The sequence below is a fragment of the Herbihabitans rhizosphaerae genome, assembly GCF_004216555.1.
Lineage (GTDB): Bacteria > Actinomycetota > Actinomycetes > Mycobacteriales > Pseudonocardiaceae > Herbihabitans > Herbihabitans rhizosphaerae.
The window spans coordinates 669732-693796 of record NZ_SGWQ01000001.1; the positions used below are offsets into that span (position 1 = coordinate 669732).

Annotated in this window: 22 protein-coding genes and 1 tRNA gene; 8 read left to right on the forward strand and 15 right to left on the reverse strand. The window is 69.4% G+C overall.

Annotated elements, in window-relative coordinates; genetic code table 11:
- Window positions 1-331: 331 nt before the first annotated feature.
- From thpD to EV193_RS03450, 5 genes are all read right to left on the reverse strand, one after another.
- Entirely contained in the window at window positions 332-1237 is a 906-nt protein-coding gene (gene thpD / locus EV193_RS03430; RefSeq protein ID WP_130342444.1) for an ectoine hydroxylase, read from the reverse strand.
- On the reverse strand, window positions 1234-1668 hold the full coding sequence (locus tag EV193_RS03435) for an ectoine synthase (RefSeq protein WP_130342445.1): 435 nt from the start codon (window positions 1666-1668) through the stop codon (window positions 1234-1236). Before EV193_RS03435 ends, thpD begins: the two co-directional genes overlap by 4 nt.
- 28 nt (window positions 1669-1696) lie before the next feature.
- The gene (gene ectB / locus EV193_RS03440; protein ID WP_130342446.1) at window positions 1697-2944 is read right to left on the reverse strand and encodes a diaminobutyrate--2-oxoglutarate transaminase; all 1248 of its coding nucleotides are present in this window, start codon (window positions 2942-2944) and stop codon (window positions 1697-1699) included.
- Between the two features lie 74 nt (window positions 2945-3018).
- On the reverse strand, window positions 3019-3570 hold the full coding sequence (gene ectA / locus EV193_RS03445; RefSeq protein WP_207222470.1) for a diaminobutyrate acetyltransferase: 552 nt from the start codon (window positions 3568-3570) through the stop codon (window positions 3019-3021).
- A gap of 235 nt (window positions 3571-3805) precedes the next feature.
- Window positions 3806-4597, reverse strand: coding sequence for an Abi-alpha family protein (locus EV193_RS03450; RefSeq protein ID WP_130342447.1), 792 nt, complete (start codon window positions 4595-4597; stop codon window positions 3806-3808).
- Window positions 4598-4621: 24 nt separating this feature from the next.
- Between EV193_RS03450 and EV193_RS03455 the strand changes: the two genes are divergently transcribed.
- From EV193_RS03455 to EV193_RS03465, 3 genes are read left to right on the forward strand one after another with little or no spacing between them, the layout of a single operon-like run.
- On the forward strand, window positions 4622-5884 hold the full coding sequence (locus EV193_RS03455; protein WP_130342448.1) for an RNA polymerase sigma factor: 1263 nt from the start codon (window positions 4622-4624) through the stop codon (window positions 5882-5884).
- Window positions 5885-5917: 33 nt separating this feature from the next.
- On the forward strand, window positions 5918-6253 hold the full coding sequence (locus EV193_RS03460) for an ArsR/SmtB family transcription factor (RefSeq protein WP_130342449.1): 336 nt from the start codon (window positions 5918-5920) through the stop codon (window positions 6251-6253).
- Window positions 6250-6765 carry an SRPBCC domain-containing protein gene (locus EV193_RS03465; RefSeq protein ID WP_130342450.1) on the forward strand — a complete coding sequence of 172 codons (516 nt, stop codon included), beginning with the start codon at window positions 6250-6252 and terminating at the stop codon, window positions 6763-6765. The genes EV193_RS03460 and EV193_RS03465 overlap by 4 nt, the downstream gene beginning before the upstream one ends.
- A 27-nt stretch (window positions 6766-6792) precedes the next feature.
- Here the strand turns inward: EV193_RS03465 and EV193_RS03470 are convergent, their stop codons facing one another.
- Window positions 6793-7254, reverse strand: coding sequence for an NUDIX hydrolase (locus EV193_RS03470; protein WP_130342451.1), 462 nt, complete (start codon window positions 7252-7254; stop codon window positions 6793-6795).
- 4 nt (window positions 7255-7258) lie between these two features.
- Window positions 7259-8215, reverse strand: a complete 957-nt coding sequence (sph, locus tag EV193_RS03475) for a sphingomyelin phosphodiesterase (protein ID WP_130342452.1) — start codon at window positions 8213-8215, stop codon at window positions 7259-7261.
- A gap of 105 nt (window positions 8216-8320) precedes the next feature.
- Here sph and EV193_RS03480 point away from each other — a divergent pair, with 105 nt between their 5' ends.
- A complete protein-coding gene (locus EV193_RS03480; RefSeq protein ID WP_130342453.1) occupies window positions 8321-9643 on the forward strand; it encodes an outer membrane protein assembly factor BamB family protein in 1323 nt (440 codons plus the stop codon).
- A 7-nt stretch (window positions 9644-9650) separates the two neighbouring features.
- Here the strand turns inward: EV193_RS03480 and EV193_RS03485 are convergent.
- Window positions 9651-9726 (reverse strand) — tRNA-Thr (locus EV193_RS03485).
- Between the two features lie 321 nt (window positions 9727-10047).
- Here EV193_RS03485 and EV193_RS03490 point away from each other — a divergent pair.
- Complete coding sequence (locus tag EV193_RS03490; protein ID WP_130342454.1) at window positions 10048-11532, forward strand: threonine/serine exporter family protein; 1485 nt, start codon at window positions 10048-10050, stop codon at window positions 11530-11532.
- 8 nt (window positions 11533-11540) lie between these two features.
- Here the strand turns inward: EV193_RS03490 and EV193_RS03495 are convergent, their stop codons facing one another.
- The gene (locus EV193_RS03495) at window positions 11541-12530 is read right to left on the reverse strand and encodes a hypothetical protein (protein WP_130342455.1); all 990 of its coding nucleotides are present in this window, start codon (window positions 12528-12530) and stop codon (window positions 11541-11543) included.
- A gap of 108 nt (window positions 12531-12638) precedes the next feature.
- On the opposite strand from EV193_RS03495, the gene EV193_RS03500 reads away from it, so the two are divergent.
- Complete coding sequence (locus EV193_RS03500) at window positions 12639-14081, forward strand: alpha,alpha-trehalose-phosphate synthase (UDP-forming) (RefSeq protein ID WP_130342456.1); 1443 nt, start codon at window positions 12639-12641, stop codon at window positions 14079-14081.
- A gap of 56 nt (window positions 14082-14137) precedes the next feature.
- A complete protein-coding gene (otsB, locus tag EV193_RS03505; protein ID WP_207222471.1) occupies window positions 14138-16666 on the forward strand; it encodes a trehalose-phosphatase in 2529 nt (842 codons plus the stop codon).
- A 5-nt stretch (window positions 16667-16671) separates the two neighbouring features.
- Here the strand turns inward: otsB and EV193_RS03510 are convergent, their stop codons facing one another.
- Entirely contained in the window at window positions 16672-17286 is a 615-nt protein-coding gene (locus EV193_RS03510) for an NYN domain-containing protein (RefSeq protein WP_130342458.1), read from the reverse strand.
- A gap of 198 nt (window positions 17287-17484) precedes the next feature.
- Between EV193_RS03510 and EV193_RS03515 the strand changes: the two genes are divergently transcribed.
- Window positions 17485-17991 (forward strand): hypothetical protein, encoded by a 507-nt coding sequence (locus EV193_RS03515; RefSeq protein ID WP_130342459.1) that lies wholly within the window; start codon window positions 17485-17487, stop codon window positions 17989-17991.
- Between the two features lies 1 nt (window position 17992).
- Here the strand turns inward: EV193_RS03515 and EV193_RS03520 are convergent, their stop codons facing one another.
- The 5 genes from EV193_RS03520 to EV193_RS03540 are packed head-to-tail and all read right to left on the reverse strand — an operon-like array spanning window position 17993 to window position 23917.
- Entirely contained in the window at window positions 17993-18418 is a 426-nt protein-coding gene (locus EV193_RS03520; protein ID WP_130342460.1) for a PIN domain-containing protein, read from the reverse strand.
- Complete coding sequence (locus tag EV193_RS03525) at window positions 18415-18636, reverse strand: type II toxin-antitoxin system VapB family antitoxin (RefSeq protein ID WP_130342461.1); 222 nt, start codon at window positions 18634-18636, stop codon at window positions 18415-18417. Before EV193_RS03525 ends, EV193_RS03520 begins: the two co-directional genes overlap by 4 nt.
- A 59-nt stretch (window positions 18637-18695) precedes the next feature.
- Window positions 18696-21572 (reverse strand): serine/threonine-protein kinase, encoded by a 2877-nt coding sequence (locus EV193_RS03530; RefSeq protein WP_242613109.1) that lies wholly within the window; start codon window positions 21570-21572, stop codon window positions 18696-18698.
- Between the two features lie 3 nt (window positions 21573-21575).
- Window positions 21576-22562 carry a glutamate ABC transporter substrate-binding protein gene (locus tag EV193_RS03535; RefSeq protein ID WP_130342886.1) on the reverse strand — a complete coding sequence of 329 codons (987 nt, stop codon included), beginning with the start codon at window positions 22560-22562 and terminating at the stop codon, window positions 21576-21578.
- Window positions 22563-22567: 5 nt separating this feature from the next.
- On the reverse strand, window positions 22568-23917 hold the full coding sequence (locus EV193_RS03540) for a hypothetical protein (protein WP_130342462.1): 1350 nt from the start codon (window positions 23915-23917) through the stop codon (window positions 22568-22570).
- Window positions 23918-24065: the final 148 nt, after the last annotated feature.

The window sequence follows — 24065 nt, forward strand, 5'->3', positions numbered from 1 at the left end:
CGGATCCCTGACAACGTAGAGGGAAAACGACGCGAAATACACTCACGAGGGGCGCGGACCACAGAGAGTCACGCTTATGGAGTAGCCGTCGAGGGAGGTCATACCTCCGGACGGGCGAAGGCCCCGCGCCATCCGTTCCCGATCCGGACGGTGCGGGGCCTTCGACTCCGACAAGTTGATCAACAGCGCATCGGGCCCACCCCGAGCGGGGGCCACGACGTGCTCTTGATCAATGATTGGCGGAGCCAGATTGTGGCGGTACTGCCCAGTACCGACTCAGCCAATCTAACAGGCCGCATGCGGCCCGTTACAAGAGGGTCATGCCAACTTGTTACCGAGTCACCGGCGTGAAGTCACGCGCGCCGATGAAGGTCGGCCTGGCGGTCGGCGCCGCGAACGGCTCGACCAGCGTGTTCTCCACACTGTTGAACACCACGAAGATGTTCGAGCGCGGGAACGGCGTGATGTTGTTGCCCGACCCGTGCATGATGTTCGAGTCGAAGAACAGCGTCGAGCCGGCCGGCCCGGTGAACTGGTCGATGCCGTGCTCGGCGACGAGCTTGGTGATGTCGTCCTCGTTCGGGACGCCGAACTCCTGCTCCTTGAGTGACGCCTTGTAGTGGTCCTCCGGCGTTTCGCCCTGGCACGGAACGAAGGTGCGCTGCGACCCCGGCATGACCATCAGCCCGCCGTTGAACGGGTAGTTGTCGGTCAACGCGATCGACGCGCTCACCGCGCGCGGCGCCGGCATGCCGTCCTCGGCGTGCCAGGTCTCGAAGTCCGAGTGCCAGTAGAAGCCCTTGCCCTTGAAGCCCGGCATGTAGTTGACCCGGCTCTGGTGCACGTACACCTCGGAACCGAGGATCTGGCGCGCGCGGTCGAGCACCCGAGGATCACTGACCAGCTCGGCGATCAGCTCGCTGATCTTGTGCACCTCGAAGACCGACCGGACCTGGTTGGACGACTTCTCGACGATCACCCGCTCGTCGGCCTTGAGCGACTCGTCGTTGGTCAGCCGCTCCAGCTCCTGCCAGTAGGCCTGCACCTCGGCCGGGCTGAGCAGTCCCTCGTAGATCGAATAGCCCTTGGTGTCGTGCGACGCCAGTGTGGCCGGATCGATCGGGCCATCGTGGCAGCCGTTGCTCCACACCGTCGGATCAGTACGCTCGATCAACTCCAGCCCGTACGACGTCCTTGTGGGATAACGATCCTCGGTCTTGGTGTCGATCACCGTCATGCGCTGGCCTCCTTTGCTCCCTCGGTGGTGGTGGGAACGTCGTTCGGGATGATCAGCGGGTACACGCCGTGCTCGTCGTGCACCTCCTGACCGGTGACCGGCGGGTTGAATACGCACACCATGGTCATCTCGGTCTCACAGCTGAGCCGGTGCTTCTCGTGGCCGTCGAGCAGGTACATGGTGCCCGGCTCGATGCGGTACGACTCGCCGGTTTCCTTGTCCAGCAGGTCGCCCTTGCCGCCGATGCAGTACACCGCCTCGACGTGGTTGGCGTACCACATGTCGTTCACGGTCCCGGCGTACAGAACCGTTTCGTGCAGGGAGAAGCCGACGCCCTCCTGGGCGAGGACGATCCGCCTGCTGTGCCAGTTCTCCGACTGCGTGTAGCGCTCGTGGCCCGGCTGGATGTCGGACATGGAACGGACGATCACGCGCTTTTCCTCCTCGGTTTCCGGTGGCTCAGACAGCCGCGCGGACCGAGTCCGCGACGATGTCGAGTCCCTTCGCCAGTTCGTCATCGGTGACCGTGAGCGGCGGCATGATCTTGGCGACCTGCCCGTCCGGCCCCGACGTCTCCATCAGCAGGCCGCGCTCGAAGGCGGCCTTGCACACGGCGCTGGCCTGCTCGCCGGTCTCGAAGCCGAGCCCGCGCGCGAGGCCTCGGCCCTTGGACTCCATCGACACGCTCGTGTTCGCCTCGGCCAGCTCGCCGAGCACCCGGCCGACCTGCTCGCCCTTGGCCAGCGTGGACTTCTCCAGCTTGTCGTCGGCCCAGTAGGTGCGCAGCGCCTCGGTCGAGGTGACGAACGCGGGGTTGATGCCGCGGAAGGTGCCGTTGTGCTCGCCCGGCTCCCAGATGTCCAGCTCGGGCTTGAACAGGGTGAGCGCCATCGGCAGGCCGTAGCCGCCGATCGACTTGGACAGGCACACGATGTCCGGTTTGATGCCGGCCGCCTCGAAGCTGAAGAACGGGCCGGTGCGGCCGCAGCCCATCTGCACGTCGTCGACGATCAGCAGGATGTCGTGGCGTTCGCACAGCTCGGACAGGCCCTGCAGCCACTCCAGGCGCGCGGCGTTGATGCCGCCCTCGCCCTGCACGGTCTCCACGATCACGGCGGCCGGCTCGTTCAGGCCCGAGCCGCTGTCGTTGAGCAGGCGCTCGAAGAACAGGAAGTCGGGCGTGGCGCCGTCGAAGTAGTTGTCGTAGGGCATCGGCGTGGCGTGCACCAGCGGGATGCCGGCGCCGCCGCGCTTCATCGAGTTACCGGTCACTGACAGCGCGCCCAGCGTCATGCCGTGGAACGCGTTGGTGAAGTTGATGATCGACTCGCGGCCGGTGCGCTTGCGAGCCAGTTTCAGCGCGGCCTCGACGGCGTTCGCGCCGGCCGGACCGGGGAACATGATCTTGTAGTCGAGTTCGCGCGGCTTGAGCACCAACTCCTGGAAAGTCTCCAGGAAGTCACGCTTGGCGACGGTCTGCTGGTCGAGTCCGTGGGTCACACCGTCACGCTGGATGTAGTCGATCAGGGCGGTCTTCAAGATCGGATTGTTGTGTCCGTAGTTGAGCGCGCCCGCGCCGGCGAAAAAGTCGAGGTATGGCCGTCCGTCCTCGCCGTACAGATAACTGCCGACGGCCTTGTCGAACACGGTGGGCCAGCTACGGCAGTAGCTGCGCACCTCGGATTCGAGTGTTTCGAAGACGTTCACGATACTCCGTCCGATCTTGGAAAGTCTGGTCTCGTCTTTGAGTCCCGAAAGGATCCGCTGATCTCGCGAGTCGATCAGGCCGACACCTGCTCAGGTGCCCGCACGAACGGTCCGATGCGATACAAGTCCTCGGATTCGTGTTCGTCCGGGAACTGTGCGGAATCGAACAACTCCGTGCGCTCCAGCGTGGCGCCCCACCGCTCGGCCAGCGAGCCGAACAGCCTCTGGGACGCCGTGTTGTCCGGCGTGATGGTCGTTTCCATGTGGCGAACACCCTGGTCGGCGAGCTGCCGCAGCAGCTGGTCGAGCAGCTTGCCCGCCAGGCCCTTGCCACGCTGCGACGCGTCGACGGCGACCTGCCACACGACCACCGTGTCCGGCGATCGAGGTTTGACATAGCCTATTATGAAGCCGACCACATCACCGTCGACTCTTGCGACAACCGAACTGTCGGCGAAATCGTGACACCACAACAAGTAGGCGTACGAGGAGTTCAGGTCGAGCTTCCCCGAATCGCGCGCGATCCGCCAGATCGCTGCTCCGTCCATTTTGGACGGTTGCTCGATCAGCGTCTCCCCGGTCACCTGGTTTTCACCGCCAGCCCGGCTCGTGTGCTTTCCGGACATACCAAAGCAACGTAACAGAAGCTTTTCCTGCGTTCAGCCCGACTGGAACAAGATCACACGGGCTACCTGGGCATTCAAAGAATTGTATGTGATAAAGCCCACGAAAGTATTGCGATCAAGGCAATTAATGTGCTATATAGCGCGGCCGCCATTACTCGGCGTTGTTTTTTCGTCAAAATCCAGCGCTATTCGCCCGTGTTTCGTCGCCGGGGGGTCGAGTGTTACAACCCGCCGGTCAGGGCCGGTCCAACTCGGGCTGTCCGAGCTTGGACGGGTCACAGGCCTCCCACAGCTCCGCTCCGAACGCGGAGATGCCGAGCGTCCTCCGCTGTACCTGTACCCGCTTGCCACCGTCGATAATCCCCCGAATTCGACTGTCGGCGAGCAACATGTCGTAGTAGCCGGCCTGCGCGGTGTTCTCGCCGCCGATGTCCAGCAGCCCGAACCGCACCAACCTGCCCACGTAGACCGGCCCCTGGTCGACCAGGGCGACCCCGGCCTCGCGGGCCACGCTGGAGAAGTTCTCCAGCAAGGTGCGCCGGGTGCCGCCGAGCGGGCCGCGCGTCACCAGGTGCACCAGCGGGTACACCGTGCCGTCCGCGGTCGCCGCGAGAATCCGCGCCTCGTCCGGCACGACCTGACGCAGCACGGCGGCGAACAGGTAGTCCCGGCTGGCCTCGCGGCCGTAGGTGACCGACGCGCTCAGCAACTCGGCCATCGCGGCGCGTAGCGGCTCGACGAGTTGTGCGGGTGATCCGTTGCCGGAGTCGGTGACCTCGCCCTCGATCGCCTGCCGCCGCCAGCCGGCCGTGCGCTCCGGCGAGGCCAGCGCGTTGCCCGGGTAGTCGAGGCGCTTGCGCACCTCGTCCACCACGGCGTATTCGAGTCGTTTGAGCTGGCGATCGGCGATGTCGCCACCGGGCAGCTTCTTTGTGACGTTCCAGCCGGCCTTGGCCAGCCAGCCGGCCGCCCGCCCGGCACCGGTGATCAGGCCGTCCACGTCCGGCCGCGATCGTCGCTCCTCCACGGGGATTGGTGTACCACAGGTGACGTGAGCCAGAACCTCGACGCCGTCACATCGGCCGCCTCCGCCGCCTTCCGCGACGAGTGGGGCCAGATCGTCGCCACGCTGATCAGGATCACCGGCGACTGGGACCTCGCCGAGGAGTGCGCGCAGGAGGCGTTCGCCCAGGCGCTGACCGCGTGGGCGCGCGACGGCGTGCCGCGCAAGCCGGGCGCGTGGCTGACCACGGCGGCGCGCAACCGGGCGACCGACCGGCTGCGCCGCGAGGCCGTCGGCGCGGCCAAGCTGCGCGAGCTGGCCGCGATGACACCGGTCGCCCAGCCGGACGGCACCGCCTACGACAGGGACGACGACAGCGGCGTGTCGGACGACCGGCTGCGGCTGATCTTCACCTGCTGCCACCCCGCGCTGCCGTTCGAGTCGCGGGTGGCGCTGACCCTGCGCACGCTGGCCGGCCTGACGACCGCGGAGATCGCGCGCGCGTTCCTGGTCGTCGAGCAGGCGATGCAGCAGCGGATCGTGCGGGCCAAGCGCAAGATCCGCAACGCGAAGATCCCGTACCGGGTGCCGCCGGCGCACCTGCTGCCGGAGCGCACGTCGGCCGTGCTCGGCGTGCTGTACCTGCTGTTCAACGAGGGGTACACGGCCACGGCCGGCGCGGATCTGGTGCGGCACGGGCTCATCGCGGAGGCGGTCCGGCTGGCGCGCATGCTGGCCCGGCTGATGCCGGAGGAGACGGAGGCGCGCGGGCTGCTCGCGCTGATGCTGCTGCACGACGCGCGCCGGGCGACCCGGCTGGGGCCGGACGGCGAGCTGGTGCTGCTCGAGGATCAGGACCGCACGCGGTGGGACGCCGAGGAGATCGCCGAGGGTGTGGCGCTGCTGGAGCGCACGCTGGCGGCCGGTCGGCCGGGGCCGTACCAGGTGCAGGCGGCGATCGCCGCGTGTCACGCGACCGCGCGCACCGCGGCGGAGACCGACTGGGTGCAGATCGCGGCGCTGTACGGGCAGCTCGCCCGGTTCGTGCCGTCGGCGGTCGTGGAGCTGAACCGGGCCGTCGCGGTGGGCATGGCGGACGGGCCGGCGGCGGGGCTCGTGCTGGTGGATTCGTTGCGGGACAAGGGAGATCTCGACGGGTACCACCTGCTGCCGGCGACTCGCGCGGACTTTCTACGGCGGCTCGGACGTGACGACGAGGCGGCCGCGGAGTACCGCGCGGCGCTGGAGCTGGCGGGCACCGACGCCGAGCGCCGGTTCCTCACGTCACGGCTCGCTGAGGTCACCCGTTGACATGTGACCTTTTGGTCACCTATCCTTCGTCGCGTGACGGACGACGACAAAGTCCTCGATGACGCAGTCTTCAAGGCGCTGGCCGATCCCACCCGTCGCTTCTTGCTCGACCTGCTGTTCGCGCGTGACGGCCGCACGCTCACCGAACTCGAGTCGGAGCTGGAGATGTCGCGCTTCGGCGTGATGAAGCATCTGCGCGTGCTCGAGGAGGCGGATCTCGTCGTCACGCGCAAATCGGGCCGGGAGAAGTTCCACTACATCAACCCGATCCCGATCCGGCTGATCCACGACCGGTGGATCGACAAGTACACCGAGCGACGGGCATCCGCGCTGGCGGACCTCAAAAGGCAACTGGAGCAGGAACAATGACGAACGCGACGAAGACCGAGACCACCCAGATCTACAGCGTCTACATCAAGGCCGACGCGAAGAAGGTGTGGGACGCGATCACCCAGCGCGAATGGACCGAGAAGTACGGCTACGGCGGGTACGCGGACTACAGCAAGGGCACCGGACGATTCGAGACGCACCCGAGCCAGGACATGATCGACGCCGGCAAGGCGAACGGCTACGAGATCCCTGACGTGATCATCGAGGGCGAGATCCTGGCGTACGACCCGCCCACGAAGCTGGCGCTGACCTGGCACATGCTGATGGACCCGGAGACCGCCAAGGAGAGCTTCACCAAGCTCACCTACGAGATCAAGGAGGTCCCCGGCGGGGTAAAGCTGACCGTCACCCACGACCTGGAGGGTGCGCCGGTACTGGCCGCGGTCACCTCCGGCTCGCAGGAGGAGCTGGGCGCGGGCGGCGGCTGGGCGTGGATCCTCAGCGACCTCAAGTCGCTGATCGAGACCGGAGAGGCGCTGTCCCCCCGGTGACCGGGCGCCGAACGGCCGCGGGTGGCGTCACTCGCGGCCGTTCAGCCTGTCCAGGAACACCTGCTGCGCCTTGACGATCTTCTCCCGCGCGGTGTCGAGGTCGAACCATTCCACGCGATCCACCTCGGGAAACTCGCGGACGTTGCCCGAGCCCTTGGGCCACTCCATGGTGAACGTGCCCAGCACGACGGCCGCCGGATCGAGATCGCCTTCCAGCGCCCACACGGTGACCGTCTTCCCGCCGGACTGGCGCACCTCACCGAGCGGCTCGAGGTCGCCGTCCGGTACCGGCAGTCCCAGTTCCTCGGTGAACTCGCGCCGCGCGGCCGCCTCCGGTGCCTCGTCGTCGGTGTACTCCCCCTTCGGGACCGACCACGCGCCGGCGTCCTTGCGCGCCCAGAACGGCCCGCCCATGTGCCCCAGTAGCACCTCCAGGCGCCCGTTTTCCGTGCGGTACAACAGGATTCCCGCGCTCTGTTTGCCAGCCACCCGGTCATTGTCCCGCACCGAAGACCGGGTAGTGGTCGGAGTAGTCGTCGTACGTCTCGCCCACGACCGTCCACTGTGGACTCTTCACGCGGCGGGTCTCGTTCTCGTACACCGCGGGCGCCGGGTGGCCGGCGAGCGGCAGCACGTAGTCGAGATGCTGGGACGGCTGGCCGCTGCCGTACTGGCCGACGCAGACGGTGTTGTCGTCGCAGTCCCACGAGTGCGGGTGTCCGGTGTGCGTCGGCGCGGTGGCGCCCAGCTCGCGCAGCATCGCCGGGTACTCCTCGCCGGCCTCGATCACGTTCATGTCACCGGCGACGTACACCGGCTCGGCGGCCGGGATCTGTCGTGCCGCGAGGAACTTCCGGATCTCGGCGCGCTGGGTGGCTCGGACCGCGCCCGGCGAGCCGCACAGGGAGTCGTCGGCCTGCATGTGCGTGCCGACCACGTGCAGCGGGCCCTGTGGCGTGGCGAGCACGACGTAGACGAAACCCTTGTTGGCCAACGCGTCGGCGCCGCAGCCGTCGGCGTACACGTACTGCTCCTTGCGGCTGATCGGCCACCGGCTGAGCACCGCGACGCCGCCGTCCTCGGGTGTGAGGTCCGAGTACTCGCCGTGCGTGGCGTCCCAGCCGGTGCGCGAGCGGCCGAGTACCGGCGTCTGGTTCGGGTAGGTGTCGGCGAGGTTGGCCAGCAGCTTGTCCGAGGCGGCGTTGTCGAAGGCCTCGTTGAGCACGACGACGTCCTGGCCGTCCAGCACGCCCTGCCGGTCGATCAGGTCGGCCCTGGCCAGCTGCCCCCAGTTCGGATACAGATTCCTGGACAGCATGAACACGTTGTAGGACGCGATCTTCGGCGCGACGGCGACGGCACGCGCGGCCGGTTCGGCGGAGGATTGCCCCGCTGTCACGAGCGCCGCCACCGCCGCGACCACCACCGGAAAGACGAATCGGATTCGCATACCTTCGACTATGGCAGGAGCCAAGCGAGGACTCCAGGGCCCACCGCCGACCGAATCCTCACGTTCACCTGAACGTGGAGCAGCCAATTCAATACTGTGCACGCCATGACATCAGTGCGCTCGTGGTCACGGACCGCCGTCGCCATCCTGGCCTTGGCCACCGCCGTCGGCTGCTCGTCCGACAGCGGTGACGGCGGGCCCAAGCCCGGCGGCTTGGACCGCGTCGACGAGGCGCCGTCGCTGAAGCCGCTCACCCTCGCACCGACGCCGCTGTGGACGGGTGCTGTCGCGTTCCCCGACTTCCACCCGGACAGCGTCGGGCTGCACGGCGACGCGGCCGTGCTCGCGAGCCAGAACCGGTTGGTCGTCGCCGATCTGGCGAACGGACGTCAACGCTGGGCGTACAAGAAGAACGAGCCCCTCCGTGGTGGCGCCGGCGCCACCTTCCAGGACTATGCCGACGAGCCGGTGCTGGCCGACCCGCCACCGCCGCCGGTCGTCGGGCGGGACGGCGACTGGTCGGTCCTCGGCCTCTACGAACACCGGTTCTGCCCGTGGGCGCCGGACTGCACGCCCGAGCAGCGGGACAAGACCGACGAGTTCGGACTGGCGGCGTTGTCCGGGCGGGACGGCACGATCCGGTGGAAGTTCCCGTTCGTGCCGACCCGATCGAAGCGGGAAGGCGCGACCGTCACGCTCAACGAGCAGTATCCGCTGCGCGCCGACGACCGCACCGCGGCGATCGGGTACAAGCGGGACGGCGTGGTACGGATGGCCGCGGTCGACGCCGCGACCGGCGCGAAGCTCTGGGAGACCGACGCGGTCCGCCCCGCCGCGATCGCCGGTGACGTCGTGCTGGCCTATCGGGTCGTGCCGAACAGCGACGACCCGGGGCCGGTGGTCGCGTTCGATCGCACCACCGGACAGCAGCGCTGGGAGGCGCAGGGGCGGCCGCTGAAGAGCCCGACCCTCCAGGTCGTCAACGGTGCCGTGCTCATTCCGATCGACGACGGGCCGCAGCGCCAGCACGCGGTCGTGGTCGACACCCGCACCGGCGAACGGGTGGCGGACCTCGACCCGGACGGCGGGATGCTGAGCCTGAACTGCGTCGGCGACCGGGAGACGCTGCTGGCGTGCACGGTGATGCGACCCGACGGTGACCTGCTCACGTCCTTCCGGACGGACGAGCGAAAGGCACGCGTGTCGACGAAGGCCGTTCCCGGCTACCAGAAGCCCGAGGGGGCCTGGCGAGGCATGGTGTTCCTGGCGGACATTCACGCGAAGGGCGACAAGCCGATCGCTGTCGACCGATCCGCGAACCCCCTCGGCGCCGCTCTGCCCGGCGTACCGCTGGCGGTGTCCGACCAGCACGTGGTATTCGACGTGGGCGGTGCGACGGGGATCGCGGTGTACCGGCGATCGCCCTAGACCCACATGGAGCCGGTGGCGGGACTCGAACCCGGAACCTTTCGCTTACAAGGCGAATGCTCTGCCAATTGAGCTACACCGGCACGGTCGGTTCATCGACCGAGGTCATCGTAGCGGGCGCTGCCGCGGGACGGGCGCTTCCGTGCCGCCGAGCGCGTTCGATCACTCGTTCAGTCCACAATGGACGGTGATGGGACCGCCTGACTGGCGCGACGACCAGCCTTGCCACCTCAGCGAAGCCGGACTGTCCACATCGGACTGACGAGGTCCCGTTCGGCGAGCAGGAGCCTGCGGTCTGGACCATTATGGGCCAACGTGGTGGACGCCACGTTCGAGTCGTGCAACGGTCGGGTATTGCACTCCGATGCCGAAGGAGAAGAACGTCGAAATTTCTGTGGGAGGTGATGGTCGTGTGGCTGGCGCACCGCCGGCAACCGAAGGACGTCAACAACAGCCCCGGTGCGCGAACACACCGGCCGCTGTGGCCGTCGGCTCGCAAGGCCGCGCCGCAGCACGTTGACGGCGATCAACCCGTCGAGGAGTCCCAGGCGGTCATCGGTCCCCAGCTGCCCGACGACGCGACCGTCCACCTCGTACTGGACCTGGCCCTGCGGATCGGCGAGGTGCAGATCTCCTCGGGCGCCGGTGCTTCCGACGCCACCGCGACCATCCTCGCCGTCGCCTCCGCCTACGGCCTGCCGCACTGTGAGGTCGACGTGATCTTCACGTCGATCACCGTGGCCTGCCACCGCGGCACCGACCTCGCCCCGGTCACCTCGCTGCGCGTGGTGCGCTCGCGCGGGCTCGACTACACCCGGCTCGCCGTGGTCGAGAATCTGGTCCGGGACATCACCCGGGGCAAGATCAGCGCCACCGACGCGCACGCCCAGCTGAGCCGGGCCACCGAGGCCGCGCACCCGTACCCGCGCTGGCTGTCCACCCTCGCCTTCGGCGGCATGGCGGCCGCGATCACCGTGCTGATCGGCGGCGACTGGCTGGTGGCGCTGTTCGCGGCGCTGATCACCGCCGTGGTCGACCGGGTCGGCCGGCTGCTCAACCGGCGCGCGCTGCCGTTCTTCTTCCAGCAGGTCGTCGGCGGCGCGCTGGCCACCGGCGGCGCGCTCGCCCTGCTGTCCAGCGGCCTGCTGCCGGACGTGCGACCCACCCTCGTGATCGCCGCCGCGATCACGGTGCTGCTGTCCGGCCTGTCGGTCGTCGGTACCGTGCAGGACGCGATCACCGGCTACAACGTCACGGCCGCCGGGCGTGCCACCGAGGTGTCACTGATGACCGCCGGCCTGATCGCCGGCGTGTTGTTCGCCTTCACGGTGGCCAGGAACCTCGGGATGGAACAGCAGCCGCTGGCCGATCCGATCGCGGCCACCGCGAATCGGCTGCCCGTACAGACGCTCGCCGGTGCCGCCGCGGCCGGCTGCTTCGCGCTGGCCAGCTACGCCACGCCGCGTGCGATGCTGGTCGCCGCCGTCGCGGGCGGCGCGGGTGCCGCCGGCTTCGGCGCGCTGGTTCTCGCCGATGCCGGGCCGATCACCTCGGCCGCCGTCGCCGCGACCGTGATCGGGTTCGCCGGCGGTGTGATCTCCCGCCGGCTGCGCATCCCGCCGCTGGTCGTCGCGGTCTCCGGCATGGTGCCGCTGCTGCCCGGGTACACGATGTACCGGTCGCTGTTCCAGCTTTCCGTGGAGACCGACACCCAGGGCGTGCCGACGCTGATGCTGGCCGGCGCGACCGCGCTCGCCCTGGCCGCCGGCGTGGTGCTCGGCGAGTACCTGGCGCAACCGGCGCGCAGCGGACTCGGCCGGCTGGAGCGGCGGCTGGTCGGTCCGCGCATGTCCGGCCCACTTCGACCGACCGGACGCCGCCTGGAGTGACCGCCGGGCTAGGGCGCCTCGACCATCGCGGTGATCATCGTGACCCGGTCGCTGTCATCGAGCTGGAAATGGAGATAGCGCCCCTCTACGAGGTAACGGACCCAGCTGTCACCGCCGCGTTCGGGCTCGCCGAGCGCGGCGGTGATCTCTGTCCGGGACGGCGCCGCCGGCAGGCCGTCCACGAGTCGCCCCGGATACTCGTGCACTCTGGCGAAGATCGTGCTCACCACACCACGGTCGAGGATCACCTCCAGGCCCACCTTGCGGAGCACGCCGCCGGACCAGCGCACGCCGCCGTCGGACAGCTCCACGCCGGCCGCCGCCGCGACGGCACCGACCTCTGGGCCGCCGTCCGGACAACCCAATGCGCGAACGAGAGCAGTGATCTCGCCTGTGACTGGTGCACTCGGACCGTCGACAACTATCTCGTCAGGTCGCGGCGGCTCCGGCTCGCCGAGCACGGTCCGCACCCATGTCGTGAACGCGTCGCTGCCCACGGCGGGCCATTCGTCGGGCACCGCGACGGAGAACGTGTCCCGCACCCACGTCCGGAAGCCGCCGACGGCCCGCACCGAGTCCGCGTCGTCGGGCGGGAGTCCGAGGACGTACGGCGACAGCTCGCCGTAACCGATCGCCACCAAGGTCAGGAACTCCACCGCCGAGTCGGCCAGGAGGAACGCCTCGCCCTCCGACCCGAGGCCGACGACCCGCGTCGAGCCGTCGTCATCGAGCCACAGCGCTCCGACCGATCCGTCGCCGCCGACCTGCGCGATCGGCAGGAGCCGGTCGAGGCCGGCGGCGTCTTCCGGGAACCAGCCGTCGAGCGACGCGTCCGGGGTGAACACGACCCCGAGCCGTCGCTGTCCGGCGTACGGCGTGAGGAAGTACCCGTGCTGTGTGGTGCTCCCGAACCCCTGCCGCTCCATCCAGGTCCACGCGGATTCAACAGCCTCCGGAACGGGAAATCCGGGGCGCAGCAGCCCGGCCATGTGCGACACGACGCGGATTGTAGGACCGCTGCGGCAGGTGAGTGATCTCATTCGCTCAACGCGCCGCGGCGGGGGCGCGCCGACTAGGCTCGACCGCGACCAGGGGAGGCGTTCGGTGTGAACAGCCCGAAGGGTGCCGACTTCATCGTGGTGGCCAACCGATTGCCGGTTGACCTCGAACGACTGCCCGACGGAACGCAGAAGTGGAAGCACAGCCCCGGCGGTCTGGTCAGCGCGCTCGCCCCGTTCCTGCGCAACCACACCGGCGCCTGGGTCGGCTGGCCCGGCGTGCCGGACATCGACGTCGACGAGTTCACCGACGAGGGCATGCGGCTGCACCCCATCGCGCTGTCCAGCACCGAGGTCCGCGACTACTACGAGGGCTTTTCCAACGCCACACTCTGGCCGCTGTACCACGACGTGGTCGAGCCCCCGGTGTTCGACCGCGGCTGGTGGGACGCCTACGTGAAGGTCAACCACCGGTTCGCCGACGCGTGCGCGCAGGTCGCGGCACCCGGCGCGACCGTGTGGGTGCAGGACTACCAGCTGCAGCTCGTGCCGGCCGTGCTCCGCGAGCAGCGGCCGGACCTGCGGATCGGGTTCTTCCTGCACATCCCGTTCCCTCCGGTGGAACTGTTCATGCAGCTCCCCTGGCGTGCGGAGATCATCCGCGGGCTGCTCGGCGCCGACCTGGTCGGGTTCCACCGGCCCGGCGGCGCGCAGAACTTCCTGTGGCTGGCGCGCCGGCTGACCGGCCTCGAGCCGAGCCGCGGCTCGGTCGGCGTGCGCACCCGGCCCGGCGTGGTGCACGTCGGCGACCGTCCGGTGCGCGTCGGCGCGTTCCCGATCTCGATCGACTCCGACTCGCTGGACGCCACCGCGCGCCGCAAGGACGTCGTGGAGCACACCCGGCGGGTGCGCGCGGACCTCGGCAATCCGAAGAAGATCATCCTCGGCGTGGACCGGCTGGACTACACCAAGGGCATCGACCTGCGGCTGAACGCCCTGCACGAGCTGCTGCACGAGGGGCGGGTGGACCCGGCCGAGGTGGCCATGGTGCAGCTCGCCACGCCGAGCCGCGAGCGCGTCGAGCACTACCAGCGGATGCGCGGCGACATCGAGCGCATGGTCGGGCGGATCAACGGTGAGTTCGCCACGGTCGGCCGGCCGGTCGTGCACTATCTGCACCAGTCCGTGCAGCGTGACGAGTTGGTGGCCTTCTTCGCGGCGGCCGACGTCATGCTCGTGACACCGCTTCGGGACGGCATGAACCTGGTGTGCAAGGAGTACGTGGCGTGCCGCTACGACCTCGGCGGCGCACTGGTGCTCAGCGAGTTCGCCGGTGCGGCGGCCGAGCTGACCAGCGCGTTCCTGGTGAACCCGCACGACCTGGACGGGGTCAAGAACGCGATGCAGGACGCGCTCACGCTCGATCCGGCCGAGGGTCGCCGTAGAATGCGCGCACTGCGGCGACAGGTTCTCACGCACAATGTGGACCGGTGGGCCCGATCGTTTCTTGAGGCTCTAGGGTCCGAGCAGACCGAACTGGTCAATCAGTAGTCTGCACCCCCCGACTCGGCGATCATGGGATGCCGAGCGCCCTGCGAGGAGGATCCGTGGCCGCCGAGGCCCTTCCCGCCGAGTTGCGTCGAGCGATCGTGCAGATCGCCAGGACGCCACGGCTGCTGGTCGCCTGCGACTACGACGGCACGCTCGCTCCGATCGTGCAAGACCCGGAGACGGCGCGCCCACTGCCCGAGTCGGTCAGCTCGCTGCGGTCGCTCGCCGGCCTGCACGAGACCACCACGGCCGTGATCTCCGGTCGCGCGCTGCGCGATCTGGCGACACTGTCCCGCCTGCCCGGCGAGGTGCACCTGGTCGGCAGCCACGGCTCGGAGTTCGACATCGGCTTCGTGCACGCGCTGGACGGCCGTGCCCGCGAGTTGCACAAGCGTGTCGAGATCGAGCTGGAGCAGCTGGTCACCGACGCCGACGGCGTGCACCTGGAGGTCAAGCCGGCCAGCGTCGCGGTGCACGTGCGGCGCGCCGAAGCCGCTGTGGGACAACGGGTTCTGGACCAGGTGAGCACCGGCCCGGCGACCTGGGACGGCGTGCAGGTCACCGAGGGCAAGGCGGTGATCGAGCTCGCGGTCGTGCAGACCGACAAGGGCCACGCGCTGGACGTGCTGCGGCACCAGGTCGGCGCCACCGCGGCGATCTTCGTCGGCGACGACGTGACCGACGAGAAGGCGTTCGCCCGCCTGGCCGGCCCGGACCTGGGCATCAAGGTCGGCGACGGCGACTCGCTGGCCGAGTTCCGCATCACCGACTCGACCGCGGTCGCGATGACCCTGGCGTTCCTGCTCGAGGAGCGCCGGCACTGGCTCTACGGCGAGCAGGCGCCGCCGATCGAGCGGCTGTCCATGCTGGCCAACGAACGGTCGGTCGCGCTGCTCACCCCGGACGCGAAGCTGACCTGGATGTGCCACCCCGAGCCGGACTCCGCGGCGGTGTTCGCGGACCTGCTCGGCGGGCCGGGCGCCGGGCACTTCTCGATCAGGCCGGAGCGTGGCGGGCTGCCGCTGGGCCAGCGCTACCTGCCCGGCACGATGACCGTGGAGACGCGCTGGTCGGGCCTGCTGGTGACGGACTACCTGGAGCACTACCCGGACCCGCACCGCACCGAGGTGGTGCGGGTGATCTCCGGGAACACGCCGGCCGTGGTGGAGTTCGCGCCGCGCCCGGAGTTCGGCCAGGTGCAGGTGCGGCTGCACGCCTCGCCGGACGGGCTGCGGGTGTTCGGCACCTCCGATCCGGTCGTGCTGCGCGCACCCGGCCTGGAGTGGGAGATCACCTCCGACGGCATGCACGACACCGCGCGGACCGTCATACGCCCGACCGGCGATCAGCCCGTCGTGCTCGAACTCCGTTGCGGCACAACGGATCTGGGCGCGAGTCCGGTCGCCCAGGAAGATCGCAAGGCGCGCGCGAACGCCTACTGGACCGAGTGGCTGGACACGCTGACGCTGCCCTCGGCCGAGCGCGAGCTGGTCGCCAGGTCGGCGCTCACGCTGCGCGGCCTGTGCCACAGCGAGACCGGCGCGATCATGGCGGCGGCCACCACGTCGCTGCCCGAGGAGATCGGCGGCATCCGCAACTGGGACTACCGGTACTGCTGGCTGCGCGACGCGGCGATGACCGCGAAAGCGTTGGTGTCACTGGGATCCACGGGCGAGGCGGAGGCGTACCTCGGCTGGCTGCACCGGGTGCTCGGGACGCTGCCCGGGCCGGAGCGCCTGCACCCGCTGTACACGATCGCCGGGACGACGCTGCCGCCCGAGGCGGTGATCGACACCCTTCCCGGGTACGCCGGCTCGCGGCCGGTGCGTGTCGGCAACCTCGCAAACCAGCAGGTTCAGCTGGACGTGTTCGGCCCGGTGGTCGATCTCGTCGCCGCGCTGTCGCTGGCCCGAGGCAAGCTGATCGACGATGACTGGCGCATGGTCAACGCGATGGCCGAGGCGGTCACCCGGCGGTGGCACGAGCCCGACCACGGCATCTGGGAGGAGCGGCACCGGCCGCGCCACCACGTGTACTCCAAGGTGATGTGCTGGCTGACCATCGACCGCGCGATCACCCTCGCCGAGACCTACGGCCGCGAGCCGGTGCCGGGGTGGGCGGAGCTGCGCGACCGGATCGCCCAGGACGTGCTGAACAAGGGCTGGAACAGCGAGGTCCGCGCGTTCACCACGGCCTACGACGGCACCGACCTGGACTCGGCGACGCTGCACGTGGGGCTGGTCGGCCTGATCGACCCGTCCGACGAGCGGTTCCAGTCGACGGTGACGGCGATCGAGGCGGAGCTGCGATCGGGGTCGACGGTCTACCGGTATCACCGCGACGACGGCCTGCCCGGCAACGAGGGCGGGTTCCACCTGTGCGCGGCGTGGATGATCGAGGCGTACCTGCTGACCGGGCGACGCACCGAGGCGGAGGACCTGTTCGAGCAACTGGTCGACGCGGCCGGCCCGACCGGTCTGCTGCCCGAGGAGTACGACCCGATCGCGGAACGGTCGCTCGGCAACCACCCGCAGGCGTACTCGCACCTCGGCCTGATCCGCTGCGCCCAACTACTGTCCACATAGGACGGTCAACTCCAGCGAGCCGGCCGTCTCAACACGATGCCGGCCGGTGTGGTGACGGCGTCCGGGAGCTGTGACTGCCGCAGCTTCGCGTCGCCGATGGTGAACGCGCCGTCCACCACGCGCCGCAGTTCACCGGAACTCCTGGATGGTGGAAACGCCGCGATAATCCGCTTGTCCGGTCGTAGCCGCTTCAACGCCTTCACCGCGGGACAGAGATCGCTGTCAGCGGATACCAACAACGCCATGTCGAACCGGTCGGTGACAGCGTCCTCGATGAGCGAGACGGCGATGTTGACGTCAGTCTCCTTCTCCTCGTAGACCGTCCAGCGGCTGCCGCAAGCACGACAGTGCCGCGTCTTCGCCTGGTATCTCCCATCGAGCAGAGTCAGTCGCGAGCAATGGGCCGTCAAGGCGTCGATGTAGTCCGACTGCCGTTGTTCGGCCGGTGGATCGTTCCGCACCCGCGCTGTGAAGTAGACGACCCGCTCGAGTCGTTGAGATGGCTTCAGCAGACTGGTGGCCAGCTTCTCCAGGTCGAGCCAATGCAGCCGTCGACCATGCTTCGCCCGGAGGCCGAAGTACAGGTTGAATCCATCGACGTAGACCCGCACCCGGTCCACCCCAACCTCCCCAGATCGGCCAACACGGTTGACCAAGCCTGTTGGCCAACCGTGTTATCGTGTAACTACACCACGCCGAGGCGAGCAGCCTCGGCCCGACGGCCCCCTCGCGGGGGCCGTTTCTTATGCACGGACAGTCCACAGTAGCCGGCGGTCGATTTCAGATTTCTTCAGCCGGACCGCCTACTCTGCCGCGTCATGCGAAGGTTGCTCCTGGCCGCGGTGGTGCTCCTGTCGATCGTGCTCGCGGGCGCGCCCGCTCAGGCCGAGGGTGATCCGGGCCCCTGGAAGCCGGCGCCGCAGCCGGTGCTCGACTACCCGGCGAACACTGTCTGCGCGTTCCCGGTCCGCGCCGAGCCGATCGTGGACGAGGTGGTCTTCCGAGTGCTGGAGTCCTACCCGGACGGCAAGCCGAAACTCGAGGAGTACAAAGGAAAGCTGATCGACACGGTGACCCGCGCCGACACCGGCGCCGTCACCACCGTCGACATCAGCGGGCACGCGTTCATCCACTACCCGCCGTCGGGTGGGCAGCAGTGGGCGGTGAGCGGGCCGGTCCTGGTCGGCATCCGGCCCGGGCAGGGCACCAACATCGGGCTCTGGGTGTTCGACGGGCCGGCGTGGGGCATCGACATCAGCCCAACCGGCCACAAGACGATCATCGGCCGGCCGGCCAGCCTCAACACCTGCGATCTGCTCGGCTGAATCACGCGGCCGGCGGCGGGACGTCGTGCACCCGACGCTCCGTGACATCGGTCAGGTGCTTTGCCGCCGTCGCGAAGTCGTTGTCGTCGTGCAGGATCACCAGACCCCGCGCGGCGGCGGTCGCGCACACGAGCAGGTCCACCGGAGACAACGCTCGGTGCGCCCCCGCACGCGCCAGCCGGTACTGCGCGGACTCGGACCACAGCCAGGCCCCCTTGGGCACCGGCACATCAGGAAGCAGATCAACGAACATCTCGGACATCTGCTCGTACTCGTCGACACCACGGGCGGAACGGCGGAACTCGACGCGCTGCGGATGACACGACCCGACCACGCCCGCGTGCAGAACTTCCTCCCAGCCGGCACGAAGATCGTCGTCACGCAGAATTCGCCACAATGCCGAAGAGTCGATCAGGTAGCGAATCAAGAGAACTGGTTCTTCTCGGCGTCACGGAGCTTCCGCCAGCCCTCGTAGTCCCATCCCTTGGCGGCGTCGACGTGCTTGTCCCACGCCGCGATCCGGCGATGGCGCGCGGCATACTCGCGCAGGGCGAGGTTCACCGTCTCCTTCTTGGTCTTCGCTCCCGAAAGGCGCATGGCCTCGCCCAGCGCGCCGTCATCGAGGTCGATCTGCGTCACCGTCATACCGACCTCCAATGTTGGCGATGTTGATAGCAAGCATACATCACCAACATTGCGGGCGATCAGGTCAGGGTGCGCGGGCGGATCGCGTTGGCCTTGTCGACCAGGTCGTGCCGTTGATCCGGCGTACTGGCCAGTCGCGCCAGTGCGCGGTAGCAGCGCTCGAGGCCCAGCCGCAGTTCTCGCTCGGACAGCCCGCAGCCGAGCACCGTGCGCGCCGCCGCCTGCCCGGCTCCATCCGAACCCGGCCGGCCGGCGCGCACCCAGCCGTAGGCCGCCTCCAGCACCTCGGTGGACAGATGCGTGCGCCGCTCGGCGTCCAGCGCCAGCCGCTCCAGCTTGCGCGCCGCGTCGTGCAGGTCGTTCTCGCCGAGCTGATCAACCTCGTTGACCCGAGTCTTGATCTTGATCGCCGCGACCTGCGCACTGACATAGTGGCTGGACGAGTCCGGCACCGATTCCAGCACCTCGATCGCCCCGCCGCGCGCGCCCTGCGCCAGGTACACCCGCGCCAGCCCGAACGCCGCACTCACGTACGACCGGTCGGTGCGCCACACCAGCTCGTAGAACCGCGCCGCCGGGAAGTAGTCGCCAGCGTACTCGGCACTGATCGCCAGCGCCAGCTTGGGCGCGATCTCGCCGGGCAGCGCGTCGTACACCGCGTCGAACGCGGCGTGCGCCTCCTTGAAACGCTTGGCGGACAACAGGATCAGACCGCGGTACCAGTCCAGCCGCCAGTCGTGCTGGTAGATCGCGAGCTTGCGCGCGCCGGACAGATCGGCGTCCGCCGAGCGCAGGTCACCCAGCTCCAGGTGCGCGCGCAACATCCGCAGCCGCACCTCGATCGACTCCTGCGACGCGCCCGCGAGCGCCTCGACCAGCTCGCCCGGCTCGGTCACCGTGGTCGCCGCCAGCACGCCGGCCGCCGGGTCGTCGGTGTCCACCTGCGGCAGCGGCAGCGCGACGGCCACATCCGCGGGCTCCGGCGGAACCAGCCACGCGCCCCGCTCCGCCACGATCGGGTTCGCGCCGAACGTGCGGTTCTCCTGCCCGAACACGGTCGACATACCGGGTCTCGGCCGCCCGGTGCCCAGCGCCATCACCTCGCGCAGCACGCCGGTGAGCTGGTCGGCCATGTCCTCGCCGGACAGGAACCGCCGCGCCGGGTCCTCGTGCGTGGCGCGCTTGAGCACCCGGTAGTACGAGCCGAACAGCGCGAACAGCGGCACCTCGTCCGGCCCGGGCAGGGTGTGCACGTACTTCGTGGTGTAGCCGGTGAACTCGATGGACAGCACCGCGAGCGTGCGGCCGACCGTGTAGATGTCCGACGCGACCGACGCGCCCTCGGTGGCCAGCTCCGGCGCGGAGTAGCCGAGCGTGAAGAACAGCGGGCTGTCCCAGTCGTCGACCCGCCGCACCGCGCCGAGGTCGATCAGCTTGAGCTGCTCGCCGGCCTGGATCACGTTGTCCGGCTTGAGGTCGCAGTACAGCACGTCCTGGCTGTGCAGGTAGCCGATCGCGGGCAGGATCTCCAGGCCGTAGGCGATCACCTGGCCGATCGGCAGCGGCTCGGCGCGGCCGGCCTCGCGGTGGTGCTGCAGCGCGAGCTGGCGCAGCGACTGGCCGCCCACGTACTCCATCACGATGTAGCCGACCGCCGTGCCGGTCTTCGCGTCCGGGTGCTGCACGAAGTTGTAGATCTTGACCACGTTCGGGTGCTCGACCTCGGCGAGGAACCGCCGCTCGGCGACCGCCGAGGCCATCGAGGTGGCGTCGCCGGTGTCGATCAGGCCCTTGAGCACCACCCAGCGGTCGGACACGTTGTGGTCCTTGGCCAGGTAGATCCAGCCGAGACCGCCGTATGCCAGGCAGCCGAGCACCTCGTACTGCCCGCCGACCAGGTCACCGCGCTGCAGCCGGGGCCGGAAGTTGAACGGCGTGCCGCACTTCTCGCACTCGCCCTCGGTGCGCGCGGGCTGGCCGTTGCGCGCGCGTCCGACCTCGGCGCCACAGCTGGAGCACCAGCGCTTGTTCTCCGCGACCATCGGGTCGGGCAGCACCGCGGAGGACGGATCGCGCACGGGCACCATCGGCACGTCCACCAGACCCGCGCCGAGCCGGCCGCGACCGGTCGAGCGTGACCCGGTCCGCCTGCCGTGCGCGGGAAACGCCGCGGAGTCGGTGGACGGGCCGGGCTGACCTGGGTGCGGCACCGAGGTTTCCGGCGCCGAGGGAGCCGGCTTCGGCGGCAGCAGGCTCTGCGTCGGCGGGGTCAGGCCGAGCACGCTGGTCGGCTGCGGCGCGTCCTCGTCCAGCGCCTCCGGCGGGCGCACGCCGGGCGCCCTCGGCGCCACGGCCGGCATCTGCGCGCCGGGCGGGAGTTGCGCGCCGGTCATCGGCGGAAGCTGCTGCGCCGGCCCACCCGGACGCGGCGGCAACGCTGGTGGTGGTCCCTGAGGTGGTCCCTGCCGGGGCGGGCCCTGCTGCCAGCCCTGCGGCGGAAGTTGTTGTCCCGCACCGGGTTGCGGGCGCGGCGGCCCCGGCGGCGGGCCGGTCACCGGCTGCGGGCCGCTCGGCGGACCGGTGCGCACGCCGGGCGGAGGCGCCTGCTGCGAGCCGGTGCGCGGTGGTGGCCCCTGTGGCGGACCCTGCGGACCCGTGTGCGGCCACGGCTGCCCGCCGGTCGGCGGACCGTGCGGACGCTGTTGTTGTTGGTGCGCCTGCGGGTTCACCTGGGGCGGCATGCCCTGCGGCTGACTCGGCGGCGGACCCTGCCGCGGCGGTGTCTCATGTGGACGGTCGGCCGGCCGCTCCTCGGGCGCTGCCGGTGAAGGCCGCGAGCCGGTGAGCCGCTCCCCGATCGACCCGAACCACCCGGCGTCATCACCGTCCGAAGTGGACGGTGCGTCCTCCGGGTCGTGCTGCGAGTGCCTGCTCATGGGTCAGTCCTTGTATTTCGGCTGCGGCATCTGCGCCGTCTGGCCCGTGCGCCCGAGCCAGCTGTTGTAGCTGGCCATCCAGGTGCCGTCGGAGCGGACCTTGTCCAGCACGGCGTTCACGAACTTGGTCATGTCCTGGGCCGGCTGCGGGATGCCGATGCCGTACGGCTCGTCACCGAGCTGCGCGCCGATCATCTTGAGGTTCGGGTCCTGCGCGACCATGCCGGCCAGGATCACGTCGTCGGTGCTGACCGCGGCGACCTGGCCCTGCTGCAGCAGCACAAGGCAGTCCGACCAGTTGTCCACCTCGACCGCGACCGGCTTGCTCGGGTGATCCTTGATCCGCTTCAACGAGGTCGACCCGGTGTTGGCACATACCGGCTTGCCGCCGAGCCCCTCCATGCCGGTCGCCGGATTGCTCCGGTCCACCAACACCTTCTGCACCGCCGTGTAGTACTCCGAGGAGAAGTTGATCTCGCTCCAGCGATCGCAGTTCATGGTCATCGTGCGGACCACGATGTCCACCTCGCGGTTCTTCAACAGCGGCACCCGGTCCGCCGAGCTGATCGCCCGGTACACGACCTTGCCCTCGACCGTGCCGAAGATCGCCTTCGCCACCGCGTTCACCATGTCGATGTCGAAGCCGACGATCGCACCGGTGCGCGCGTCCCGGAACCCGAACAGATAGGTGTTCTGGTCCACGCCGGCGATCAGGTGCCCGCGCTTGTAGATCTGGTCCATGGTGGAGCCGGCCGGGAAGTTGCCGGGCGAGTACGAGCTGCTCGGCCGCAGGCTCGCCTTCGGGTCGCACTGCGGGGCGGGCTTGCCCGGCGCGGGCGGCGTGCCCTTGCGCACCGGCTCCGGCCGCTCGACCGAGGTGACCACGGCGAGGTCGACCACCTCGCCGCCGCTCGAACACGCCGGCACCGCGAGCACCAGCGCGGCGGCCAGCACCGCGCCGGCGCGCTTCGTCCACTTGCGACTGTCCATTGTGGTCACCGGTACTCCCGGAGTCGTTCTCTGATGCCCAACGTGATCCCGGCGGCCGCCACCAGCGCCAGCACGGCGAGCCCCGGCGCGAGCAGCGTCAGCGCGTTGCTCCCCTGCGAGGTCGCCTCACTGAACGACTTGCGGCCCTCGGTGATCGCGGTGTTCAGGTTCGCGTCGAGCCTGCCGAACACGACCGCGGCGCCGTCCGGCGCCTGCCCGACGGCCAGCTTCACCGCGTCGTCGTAGCCGCCCTTGACGTCCAGCTCGCGGATCTTGCGGTGCACGGCCAGCCAGGCGTCCGCGTTCTTCGTCGCCTGGTCGACCTGGTTGGTCATCGCGCCGCCGCCCATGCCCTTGCCCCGCTGCAGCAGGTTGCCGTCACCGCTGAAACTCTTGGACAACCGCACGAAGTCCTGCTCGTAGCTCTCGCCGCTGCCCCGGGCGACCAGGGTCAGTGTCTCGTTCGTACGGGCCTTCAACGCGTCGATGCGCGCTCGCACCAGCAGGTCCACCGGCTGCGAGCCCTCGCCTCGGCTGTCGTCGATGCGGGTGGACTCGACGAGTACCGCGACCGCGCCCCAGGCCAGGCTCACCACCACCGCGACGGTGGCGATCACCAGCCCGATGTTGAACACGCGGTTGGTCCTGCGCCGCAGGTACACCTGCGCGGCGATCAGGCCGCCGAGCAGCAACACGGTCAGCGCGAGCGGGATCCACGGCAGGTCGGTCGCGTCGTCCTGCTCCGCGGCCAGCCGGTCCACGTCGATCACGTACAGCTTCTCGGCGGCCGGAAGGATCTTGTTCTGCATCAGGCCGGACGCCTCGCGCAGGTACGCCGCACCCGCGGGGAAGCCCTGCCGGTTGTTGGCCCGCGCGGTCTCCACCAGCCCGGTGTAGACCGGCAGTTGCTGGGCGAGCCGGTTGACCTGCTGCTCGGCCTCCGGAATGCCGCCGATGTCGGAGGACGCCTTGGCCAGCGCCGCGCCGGCCTGGGCGACGTTGATCTCGTAGCGGGAGCGCAGCTCCTCCGGCTCGGTGCCGCCGGACAGGAACGCGCTCGCCGCGGTGGCGTCCGCGTCGGACAGCGACCGGTAGATCTGCTGCGCGGCGGCGGCCAGCGGCTCGCGGTGCTCGGCCAGGTCGGTGATCGTGTCCTGCTTCTGCTGCACGGACAGCGCGCCGGTGACACCGGTGATCACGGCCAGCACGGCGAGCGTGATCGAGATGATCGTCAGCCGGCCGGGTGTGGTGCGTGAGGAGCGGGTCAGCTTGCGCACCGCGCGCGCGGGTGCGCCAAGCAGCTTCCGGTCACCACCGTCGGTTTCCGCCGGCGCGGCGGTCAACGTCGTCACCATGCGGTCGACACCCACCTGCGCACGACGCCCGCTTTCCCCCGGCGGTCTACCGGGCCACCATCCCTAGTCCGCCCCACGGGGTGAACTTAGTGCAGGCGAAGTCGGCTAGCCACCACTTCGCCCGTTCACGGGCGGCGAGAACCAGACC